The organism is Pseudomonas sp. p106, assembly GCF_003936645.1.
GTDB classification, from domain to species: Bacteria; Pseudomonadota; Gammaproteobacteria; order Pseudomonadales; family Pseudomonadaceae; genus Aquipseudomonas; species Aquipseudomonas putida_E.
The window spans coordinates 52946-63326 of record NZ_RHQR01000004.1 but is presented as its reverse complement, the minus strand read 5'-3'; the positions used below and the strand labels follow the sequence as shown (position 1 = coordinate 63326).

At 61.5% G+C, this 10381-nt stretch carries 7 protein-coding genes and 2 pseudogenes; 6 read left to right on the top strand and 3 right to left on the bottom strand.

The genetic code is table 11. From position 1 onward, the window contains the following. Positions 1-131 precede the first annotated feature (131 nt). Both EGJ09_RS06555 and EGJ09_RS26720 read right to left on the bottom strand, forming a co-directional pair. Positions 132-395 (bottom strand): annotated as a pseudogene (locus EGJ09_RS06555) (DUF3077 domain-containing protein). 93 nt (positions 396-488) lie between these two features. Further along, positions 489-729: pseudogene (locus EGJ09_RS26720) on the bottom strand (hypothetical protein). A gap of 539 nt (positions 730-1268) precedes the next feature. On the opposite strand from EGJ09_RS26720, the gene EGJ09_RS26430 reads away from it, so the two are divergent. Beyond that, complete coding sequence (locus EGJ09_RS26430) at positions 1269-1676, top strand: hypothetical protein (protein ID WP_158621129.1); 408 nt, start codon at positions 1269-1271, stop codon at positions 1674-1676. 61 nt (positions 1677-1737) lie between these two features. Here the strand turns inward: EGJ09_RS26430 and EGJ09_RS06540 are convergent, their stop codons facing one another. Next, a complete protein-coding gene (locus EGJ09_RS06540; protein ID WP_125923477.1) occupies positions 1738-2466 on the bottom strand; it encodes a hypothetical protein in 729 nt (242 codons plus the stop codon). A 344-nt stretch (positions 2467-2810) separates the two neighbouring features. Here EGJ09_RS06540 and EGJ09_RS06535 point away from each other — a divergent pair, with 344 nt between their 5' ends. From EGJ09_RS06535 to dbpA, 5 genes are all read left to right on the top strand, one after another. After that, positions 2811-4613 (top strand): acyl-CoA dehydrogenase, encoded by a 1803-nt coding sequence (locus EGJ09_RS06535; protein ID WP_125923476.1) that lies wholly within the window; start codon positions 2811-2813, stop codon positions 4611-4613. 30 nt (positions 4614-4643) lie between these two features. Beyond that, positions 4644-6086 (top strand): TldD/PmbA family protein, encoded by a 1443-nt coding sequence (locus EGJ09_RS06530; RefSeq protein WP_125923475.1) that lies wholly within the window; start codon positions 4644-4646, stop codon positions 6084-6086. Further along, entirely contained in the window at positions 6086-7417 is a 1332-nt protein-coding gene (locus tag EGJ09_RS06525; RefSeq protein WP_115273438.1) for a TldD/PmbA family protein, read from the top strand. Before EGJ09_RS06530 ends, EGJ09_RS06525 begins: the two co-directional genes overlap by 1 nt. 74 nt (positions 7418-7491) lie before the next feature. Continuing rightward, positions 7492-8919, top strand: a complete 1428-nt coding sequence (gene mdtD / locus EGJ09_RS06520) for a multidrug transporter subunit MdtD (protein WP_039604767.1) — start codon at positions 7492-7494, stop codon at positions 8917-8919. Between the two features lie 112 nt (positions 8920-9031). Then, positions 9032-10369, top strand: coding sequence for an ATP-dependent RNA helicase DbpA (gene dbpA / locus EGJ09_RS06515; protein ID WP_237859352.1), 1338 nt, complete (start codon positions 9032-9034; stop codon positions 10367-10369). Positions 10370-10381: the final 12 nt, after the last annotated feature.

Sequence of the window (10381 nt, the reverse complement as noted above, 5' to 3'; positions counted from 1 at the left end):
TTATGGGCGCATATCTTGAGATGTTTGGCGCCTGTGAGATCGAGCGCCGCGCGGGCGGCGCTCGATCTCACAGGCGCTGAAACTGCTGCGGCGAATACATTGGGGCCTTCATGCAGCCTGAAGCCAGGCCCTCACTGCTTCATCCCCAACTCAGCATCATCCATCAGTGCCTTGGCCATCGCACTCAAATAATGCGCAGCCCAGAGCATCATCGTTTTCTCATCCATCAACCCGGTAATGGTCAGTTCGCGCACATAGCCCATCAACTCCGAAGACTGCTCTCAGGCATCCCGGCACGGGATACCCGGCTCGATGCGAAACAGTGGATGTGTGCCATTCTCGCCCTGGTAGAAGGTGGTCTTGCCGACGGTGAACTGGGTGTCTTCTGTTGTCATTGTTCAATCCCCTGATAATTCTCGACTGCCTGGCCTGGCCCTTTCGCGGGTTTACCCGCGAAGAGGCCAGCCCAGGCAACACATTACGCAGCCTCAATGCACAGGTCTGGCCTCAGCGGGCATCTGCACCTGAACCAATGCAGACTCAAGCAAAGCCCGCAGCGCCTCCAGTTCATGCATCGTGGTCATCATCAGGATCGAAGCCGGCGACCTGGGCTGCAGCTGCATGGCGTGGTGCACCACGGTTGCGGCACACAGCGCGTGATCCGTGGCCTGGATCAGGGTGTCTTCAAGGGAATGGGCGTTAGGGTGGATCGGGGACTATCTTCAGCATCATGGTTCACCTAGTGATAAAGGCCACTACACACCTGCTGTCAAACAAGAGGGTGGCAGCTGTACATGGGTTGACAGACCGGTAGGCAAACCAAAACCCGGCGCACACGAAGTGCCCCATGCACAGCTGCCATAAAGGCAAAGCGATTCGGTTTGACCTAAGCGGCCTGTCAAAGCCGGTCACTGATTCGGCAGCGACCACCCGAGACTAGGGCCCTACCCAGAGCACCGCAATGGCTTGGAGGGGGTTGGGAGTATGTTTGGGAAATGGACTACATGGAATAGGTGAAAACCTAAAATGATCTGCCGAAACTGGCCGGAATGCGGTGAGACTGGCAGGTGTTCGCGCCTCACCCTTTTCAGCGCCTGTGAGGCCGAGCGCCGCCCGCGCGGCGCTGCGCAGCACAAGGCTGCTCACATTTGTTGCAACGTGGCCATGCCTGTGAGGCCATGGTTGTCAGCCTTGTCGCATGAGCGAAGGAATGCGGGGCGGCAGCCGCGCCAACAGGGAAATACCGTCAAACCACAAAGCGGGCAACCATGGCCGAGCAGTTGCCACGCTATCTTTCCACCATGCGCGCCCCAGAGTTACGCCAAAGCCACCAGATACTCCACCCCTTAAACGCTTCTGAAGCAAGCAACAACCCAACCCATATCCAGTTATTGATGCCAGCAACGACCATAGGCAAGAGCAAAACCACCGAAACTGACGGAACGATGAAAAAAAATCTGAATGGCATCTGCACCAGCGCCAAAAACACCACGATTTTTTTACACCTGAAAAAACCCACGCATGTAACAATAACTGAAAACTGTAAAAACAGCCCGGCCCAGATCACAATGCCTGAACCACCCCAACTCCGCACTACGTCAAGACCACTATTCAAATCCGACAAAAAAGGTATTGCGCCTCGGGCGATATTACGCAAGATGTACAAAATAATATAAAACGCATCCATACTTGCCCAAAGCAAATATAGAGCTCGCTGCTTATTGGTAGTTGACACCATCAATAGGCCCCTATTCTATATTCATACTCCTCGTCAGGTACCACAGGACGCCAGTGCCAGGACTCCCCCGTGATCGCCCAGGCATCATCTGCCTGTACATAGTTTTGCGTTATCCGTCGTACATCCCCATATCGATGTGTAGCCGATAGTCTGGCGAAGCTCCGCTCCTTTTCGCCTAATGGCACCCACCTCTGACTTACCAATCTACGGGTATTAGCATAGTCTTTCCCCTCGCTCGAAAAAAGACGTCCCTCGTCACCTCGGGATGTTAAAAAGTTTGCGGCCAACGCCACCCCAGACCACAATAAATCTGTATCAATACTAAATGTTTTCCACTTGCCAGGGCCATCAGCTTCTGGGTATTTACTCTCAGACAGCAGTAAATCCAGCTTTGATTCCGCCCATCTCAAACGAGGGTAACGCGACACATCAATTGGAGAAATTGGCTGCTCCCGAATAAGGAACCACCTGCCGTCTTCCACCAGCTTCAAAGCTCGCCAGATATCATCCTGCAGCAAAGGACGCCCCGGAGGCAAATCACATGCTTTCTGGAAGTCACACAATCCACGCAGGGTCGTATTTTCCAGCAAAGCCCTCTGAACTACCGAACAAGCAAAAAAAGGGTCTTCAACCCTCTCTAAATCTTCTTTCCAAACGTCGCGCCACTCACAAATCCTGTCCATAGAATTCCTCCACAGTGAAGAATCAATATCTACCTCATTTTCCATCACTGCGGTCGTAGGAGATTTCGGCGCAGCGCGCAGGAATATTCCTGTCGCCTTCTACAAGCACGCCTCTGACGCCTCAAATTTTTCATGCAGTCAGTGGAATAGCAGAGCTTAAAAGGTGCCAAGGCTGACAGATGAATGCCTTTTGATCTCACACGTGCTTCAAGATTTGCTGCGAACGGGTGGCCTTGACGCTCACTCAACCCAGCCCCTTCCCCCGTCAACCAACATCAGAGGCTCCAAATGCGAGGATTTTTGACTGAACATCATCTCAATCAATCATGGTAGCCAGTCTTATTCGGCCAATCCTAGACTCGCCTCAAGCCCGCTCAAGGACCGCCCCCATGCCCGAGACCCTGCTCAGCCCCCGCAACCTGGCCTTCGAACTCTACGAAGTGCTCGACGCCCAAGCCCTCACCCAGCGCCCGCGCTTTGCCGAGCACAGCCGCGAAACCTTCGACGCGGCGCTGACCACCGCGCGCACCATCGCCGAAAGGTACTTCGCCCCGCACAACCGCAAGGCCGACGAAAACGAGCCGCGCTACGTGGACGGCCGCGCTGAACTGATCCCCGAGGTCAAGCCTGCCGTCGATGCTTTCCTCAAGGCCGGCTTCCTCAACGCCAATCGCGACTTCGAGGTCGGCGGCATGCAGCTACCCAGCCTGGTCTCGCAGGCCTGCTTCGCCCACTTCCAGGCCGCCAACGCTGGTACCACGGCCTACCCCTTCCTGACCATGGGCGCGGCCAACCTGATCGAAAGCTTCGGCAGCGACGAGCAAAAACACCTGTTCCTGCAGCCAATGATCGAAGGCCGGTTCTTCGGCACCATGGCGCTGACAGAGCCGCATGCAGGTTCGTCCCTGGCCGACATCCGCACACGTGCCGAACCCGCCGGGGATGGCAGCTATCGGATCAAGGGCAACAAGATCTTCATCTCCGGTGGTGACCACGAACTGTCGGAAAACATCGTGCACATGGTCCTGGCCAAGCTGCCGGACGCGCCACCCGGTGTGAAAGGCATCTCGCTGTTCATCGTGCCCAAGTATCTGGTCAATCAGGATGGCCGCCGTGGCGAGCGCAACGACGTACTGCTGGCCGGGCTGTTCCACAAGATGGGTTGGCGCGGCACCACCTCCACGGCACTGAACTTTGGCGACAATGACCAGTGCGTCGGCTACCTGGTCGGCCAGCCACACCAGGGCCTTGCCTGCATGTTCCAGATGATGAACGAGGCACGCATCGGTGTTGGCATGGGCGCAGTGATGCTCGGCTATGCCGGCTACCTGTATTCGCTGGAGTATGCCCGCCAGCGGCCTCAAGGCCGGCTGCCGGACAGCAAGGACCCTCTCAGCCCGGCGGTGCCGATCATCGAGCACACCGATGTGAAACGCATGCTGCTGGCACAGAAGGCGTACGTGGAAGGCGCCTTCGACCTGGGCCTGTACGCAGCGCGCCTGTTCGACGACACCCAGACGGCTGATGGCGAAAGCGCACGCCAGCAGGCACAAGCGTTGCTCGACCTGCTGACGCCAATTGTCAAATCCTGGCCTTCGACCTTCTGCCTGAAGGCCAACGAACTGGCCATCCAGATCCTGGGTGGCCACGGTTACACCCGCGAATACCCGGTAGAACAATACTACCGCGACAACCGTTTGAACCCGATCCACGAGGGCACCGAAGGCATCCAGTCACTCGACCTGCTGGGCCGTAAGCTGGCACAGCACAACGGAGCCGGCCTCAAACAACTGATTCGCCTGATCGCAAGTACCGGTGAGCGCGCCAGCCACCACCCGAACCTTGATGCCTTGCGCCAACCGCTTGAGCAACTGGTCACTCGCCTGCAAGCCGTGACCCTCGGCCTGCTGGGTGATCTGGCCCATGGCCAGACTGCCGGAGCCCTTGCCAACTCTGCCCTGTACCTCAAGGCCTTTGGCCATTGCGTGATCGGCTGGCGCTGGCTGGAACAAGCGATATATGCCGAGCTTGGCCTGTGCAAGGGCAATGCCGCAGACCGCGACTTCTACCTGGGCAAATTGCAGGCAGCCCGTTATTTCCTGACCTGGGAGGTACCAGGCTGCCATAATGAGCTGGCATTGCTCGAGGCACGCGACGATACCTGCCTGGCCATGCAAGACGGGTGGTTCTAGGGGGAGCCACCGTGCACACGGAGGTTTTCCATGTTCGATTCCAGCGCCCTGCTGCGCCAGCGTTTTGCCACGCTGCGCAGCACGGCCGAGTTGTTTTCCCTGCGCCATGTGAAACAGTCCCACCAGGCGCTTTCGGTACGCCGTAACGTGGCCGAGCCGCCATTTTTCAGCCAGGACGAGGGCGCCATGGTCACGGTGCGGGTCAACGGCGTAGAGGCCTACGCGGCCACCGCCGATCTGTCCCAGCAAGGGCTACAACGAGCATTGGAACATGCCGAAGCCATGGCCCGGCAGATCGCCAGGCACAGCCTGCTTGACCTGCGCGACCAGCCGGTGCCCAGCTCGCGCCACGACCATGTTTCGCCAAATTTCGACCGCCCACTGCCCAGCCTCGCCGACTGCCTGGGCCTGCGCGCCACCGAATCGGCCAGCGTACCCAAGGACAGCCGCCTGGTGGACTGGCAGGCCAGCCTGAGCCAAAGCCTGGTCGAGCAGACCTACCTGAACTCCGCCGGTGCCGAACTGCGCCATGCTCAGCGGTTCCTGTTCCCGGGGCTGAGTGTCACCGCCAGCGACGGCCAGGACAGCCAGAGCCGTAGCCTGGGCCGGGACAACTTCGGCCAGCAGGGTGGCTTCGAAATCATCGAACGCTGCGGCCTGGTCGGTGCTGCTCAGCGTGTGGCCGACGAGGCGCTGCAGCTGCTGCTGGCGGCCAACACACCCAGCGGCCAGCGTGACCTGCTGCTGATGCCAGACCAGATGATGCTGCAGATCCATGAGTCGATCGGCCACCCACTGGAAATGGACCGCATCCTCGGCGACGAGCGCAACTACGCGGGCACCAGCTTCGTCAAAGCCAGTGATTTCGGCCAACTGCAATACGGCTCGCCACTGCTCAACGTGACCTTCGACCCGACCATCGGGGAGGAACTCGCCAGCTACAGCCATGACGACGACGGCAGCCAGGCCAGCAAGCAGTTCCTGATCCGTGACGGTCTGTTGCTGCGCCCGCTGGGCGGCGCGCTGTCGCAGTTCCGTTCCGGGCTCGATGGCGTGGCCAACAGCCGCGCCTGCGGCTGGAACCGCGCACCGATCGACCGTATGGCCAACCTCAATGTCGAGCCGGGTGATCGAACCCTTGAACAAATGATTCAGGGAATCGAGCACGGCATCCTGATGCGCACCAACCGCTCGTGGTCCATCGACGATGCGCGCAACAAATTCCAGTTCGGTTGCGAGTGGGGGCAGCTGATCGAGGGTGGCGAGCTCAAAGGCATCGTCAAAAACCCCAACTACCGCGGCATCTCCGCGCAGTTCTGGCGCAACCTCGCGGCGGTTGGTGACCGTAGCACCTTCCAGGTACTGGGCACGCCCAACTGCGGCAAGGGCGAACCCAACCAGGTGGTGCGGGTGGGCCATGCCGCTCCGGCCTGCGTGTTCCGCCAGATCGACGTATTCGGGGGGGACGCCTGATGAGCGCAACACCACAGCATGCTTTCGAACAACTGGTCAGTGCCCTGCGTGAAGTGAAACATGCAGAAGAACAGTTCACCCTGGGCTACAGCGCTGAACAATCGCAATTCGTGCGTTTCAACCATGCCAAGGTGCGCCAGGCCGGCGAGGTCAGCCAGGCCAGTGCGCACCTGAGGCTGATCCGCGACGGGCGCCAGGCTGAACAGCAAGTGACCCTGAGCGGCGATGCGCAAGTGGACCGTCAGCGCCTGGGCGAAGCCCTTGAACAGCTGCGCCAGACGCTGCCCCTTCTGCCTGCGGACCCCTACCTGCGCCTGGACCAGAGCGCTTGGCACAGCCACAGCCTGCAGGATCAGGCGCTGCCTGAGCTGGGCGAAGTACTGGCGCTGCTCGACGGCGAAGCAGGCGACCTGGACCTGGTTGGGATCTATGCCGCCGGCCCGATCTGCAGGGGCTTTGCCAGCTCTTACGGGGCCTTCGGCTGGCACCAGGCCAACAGTTTCAACTTCGACTGGAGCCTGTTCCACAGTAACGGCCAGGCCGTGAAGGCGAATTATGCCGGCCAGGCGTGGAATGCAGACGAATTCACCGCCCGCCTGCGCCAGGCCCGCGAACAGCTGGGCTTCCTCGGCCGCCCGGCAATTACCCTGAAGCCTGGTAGCTACCGCGCCTATCTGGCGCCTGCCGCGATGGACGAAATCGCCGGCATGCTGTGCTGGGGCGGTTTCTCTGCGCAGTCTCTGGCCACTGGCAACAGTGCGTTGCAGCGCCTGTACAGCGGCGATGCCCGGCTGAGCCCGCTGGTGTGTTTCCACGAGCAGGTCAGTGGGTCGTTGAGCCCGGCGTTTTCCGATGAGGGTTCGCCGCGTCAGGACGTACCACTGATAAGAGAAGGGCAAGCGCTGGGCAGGCTGGTCAGTGCCCGCAGTGCCGCCGAGTTCGAGCTGCTTGCCAATGGCGCGGACAGCTACGAATCGCCCTGCGCACTCAGCCTTGCAGCGGGAAATCTTGCCAACGCAGACATCCTGGCGCGGTTGGGTACTGGCTTGTACATCAGCAACCTGTGGTACCTGAATTACTCGGACCTGCCGGCTGCACGCATGACCGGGCTCACCCGCTTCGCCACCTTCTGGGTGGAAAACGGCCAGATTCAGGGGCCGGTAAGCACCATGCGTTTCGATGACAGCCTGTACAGTCTGCTGGGCAGCCAGCTGGAAGACCTGACCTGTGAGCGAGAGATGATCCTGTCGACCAGCACCTATGGACAGCGCAGTACCGGTTCGAGTCATTTGCCGGGGGCGCTGGTCAAAGGGCTGACCCTGACATTGTGATCGGCTATCCCGGCCTCATCGCCGGCTTGCCTGCGATGAGGCCAGGACAGGCAACACTGAACATTGAGGTTCATATGCCCGAACGCACTCCGCTGGACCCTGTCACCGCCCGCTGGATCCCCTGGGTAGTGGCGATCGCCTTCTTCATGCAGTCCCTGGACGGCACCATCCTCAACACCGCACTGCCGGCCATGGCCCGCTCGCTCGAAGAGAACCCGCTGCGCATGCAGGGTGTGATCATCGCCTACATGCTCACCGTGGCCCTGCTGATCCCCGCCTCGGGCTGGATCGCCGACCGTTTCGGCACCAAGCGTATCTTCTTCAGCGCCATCGTGCTGTTCAGCTTCGGTTCACTGCTGTGTGCCATGGCCAACAGCCTGGGCTTTCTGATTTTCGCCCGTGTGGTGCAGGGCCTGGGCGGCGCACTGATGCTGCCGGTCGGGCGGCTGGTGGTGCTGCGCGCCTATCCACGTAGCGAACTGGTGCGGATCATGAGCTTCATCACCATCCCCGGCCTGCTGGGCCCACTGCTAGGCCCGACGTTGGGCGGCTGGTTGGTCGAGATCCTCACCTGGCACTGGATCTTCCTGCTCAACCTGCCCGTGGGCGCGCTGGGCTGTTACGCCGTGTGGAAGTTCATCCCCGACCTGCGCGGTGCCGAACGCACCACCTTCGATGGCCCAGGCTTCATCCTGTTTGGCGCGGCGATGGTGCTGATCACCATCGCCATGGAAGGCCTGGGCGAGCTGCACCTGCCGCACCTGCGGGTGATGCTCCTGTTGTTCGCCGGCATGGCCTGCCTGGCGGCCTACTGGCTGCGCGCCGGGCGCGATCCCGAACCACTGTTCTCGCCCAGCCTGTTCCGGGTGCGCACCTTCGCCATCGGTATTCTGGGCAACCTGTTCGCACGCCTGGGCAGCGGCGCCCTGCCCTTCCTGGTGCCGTTGCTGCTGCAGGTGGCACTGGGCTATTCGCCGGCGCAGGCCGGCATGAGCATGATCCCGCTGGCGGCGGCGGCAATGGTCGCCAAGTCCGTTGCCCGGCCGCTGATCGAACGCCTCGGTTACCGCATCGTCCTCACCGGCAACACCGTGCTGCTCGGCCTGCTGCTGGCCAGCCTGGGGCTGGTCGACGGGCAGACCCCGTATGCCGTACTGCTGGTGCAACTGGCCCTGCTGGGCGCCGTGAACTCCATGCAGTTCACCGCCATGAACACGGTAACCCTGATCGACCTCGACGATGCCAGCGCCAGCAGCGGCAACAGCCTGCTGTCGGTGGTCGCGCAGCTGTCACTGAGCCTGGGCGTGGCCTGCGCAGGCGCACTGCTGGGCGGTTTCACTGCAGCCGGCAATGCCGATGGTGTGGAAACCACCCTGGGCGCCTTCCAGCTGACCTTCGTGACCATCGGTATCATGGCCATGCTGGCGGCGGCGATCTTCCTGCAGCTGTCGCCGACGGACGGAAGGCGTGCCCGTCGTCCGGAACCGCACATGGAGTCTTAGGGCGAATGGCCACGAGGCTGGTAGACTATGCGGCATTTTTCGCTTCGCAACGCAGGCCCGCCTCGTGACCACCGAATCCACCGCTTTTGCCACCTTGCCGCTGTCCGCCGCCATGCTGGCCAACCTGGACGCCCTCGGCTATGCCTCGATGACGCCGATCCAGGCCCAGAGCCTGCCCGTCATCCTCAGGGGCCAGGACCTGATTGCCCAGGCCAAGACCGGCAGCGGCAAGACCGCCGCCTTCGGCATCGGCCTGCTCAACCCGATCAACCCGCGCTACTTCGGTTGCCAGGCACTGGTACTGTGCCCCACCCGCGAGCTTGCCGACCAGGTTGCCAAAGAGCTGCGCCGCCTGGCCCGCGCTGAAGACAACATCAAGATCCTCACCCTGTGCGGTGGCGTCTCGCTGGGCCCGCAGATCGCTTCGCTGGAACATGGCGCGCACATCATCGTCGGCACCCCAGGACGCATCCAGCAGCACCTGGACAAAGGTACCCTGGTGCTCGACGGGCTCAATACCCTGGTGCTGGACGAAGCCGACCGCATGCTCGACATGGGCTTTTTCGACGCTATCGCCAGCATCATCGGCAAGACCCCGTCGCGCCGCCAGACCCTGCTGTTCTCGGCCACTTACCCCGCCGGTATCGAGCAATTGGCCGCCGACTTCATGCGCAAGCCGCAGCAGGTCAAGGTCGAGAGCCTGCACACCGACAACCAGATCGAACAGCGCTTCATCGAAATCGACCCGCAACAGCGCCTGGAGGCTGTCACCCGCGTGCTCGGCCACTACCGCCCGCAGTCCTGCGTGGCGTTCTGCTTCACCAAGCAGCAGTGCGAGGACGTGGTCGCCCACCTCACCGCCAAGGGCATCGTGGCCCAGGCCCTGCACGGCGACCTCGAGCAGCGCGACCGCGACCAGGTGCTGACCATGTTCGCCAACCGCAGCAGTTCGGTGCTGGTGGCCACTGATGTAGCCGCACGCGGCCTGGATATCGATGGCCTGGACATGGTCATCAACGTGGAGCTGGCGCGCGATGCCGAGATCCACGTGCACCGCGTCGGCCGTACCGGTCGCGCGGGCGAGAAAGGCCTTGCCGTGAGCCTGGTCGCTCCGGCCGAAGGCCATCGGGCCCAGGCCATCGAGGCGCTGCAGAAGAGCCCGCTGCGCTGGGACCAGCTAGACAGCCTGAAGAACAAAGGTGGCGAACCGCTGCTGCCGGTCATGACCACGCTGTGCATCGCCGCTGGCCGCAAGGACAAGCTGCGCCCGGGTGACATCCTCGGTGCGCTGACCGGTGATGCCGGCATCCCGGGCAAGCAGGTGGGCAAGATCGCCATCTTCGACTTCCAAGCCTTCGTGGCGGTGGAGCGGGCGCTGGCCAAGCAGGCGATGCAGCGCCTGAACAGCGGCAAGATCAAGGGCCGCGCCCTGAAAGTTCGCATTCTCTGAAATCTTTGGGGG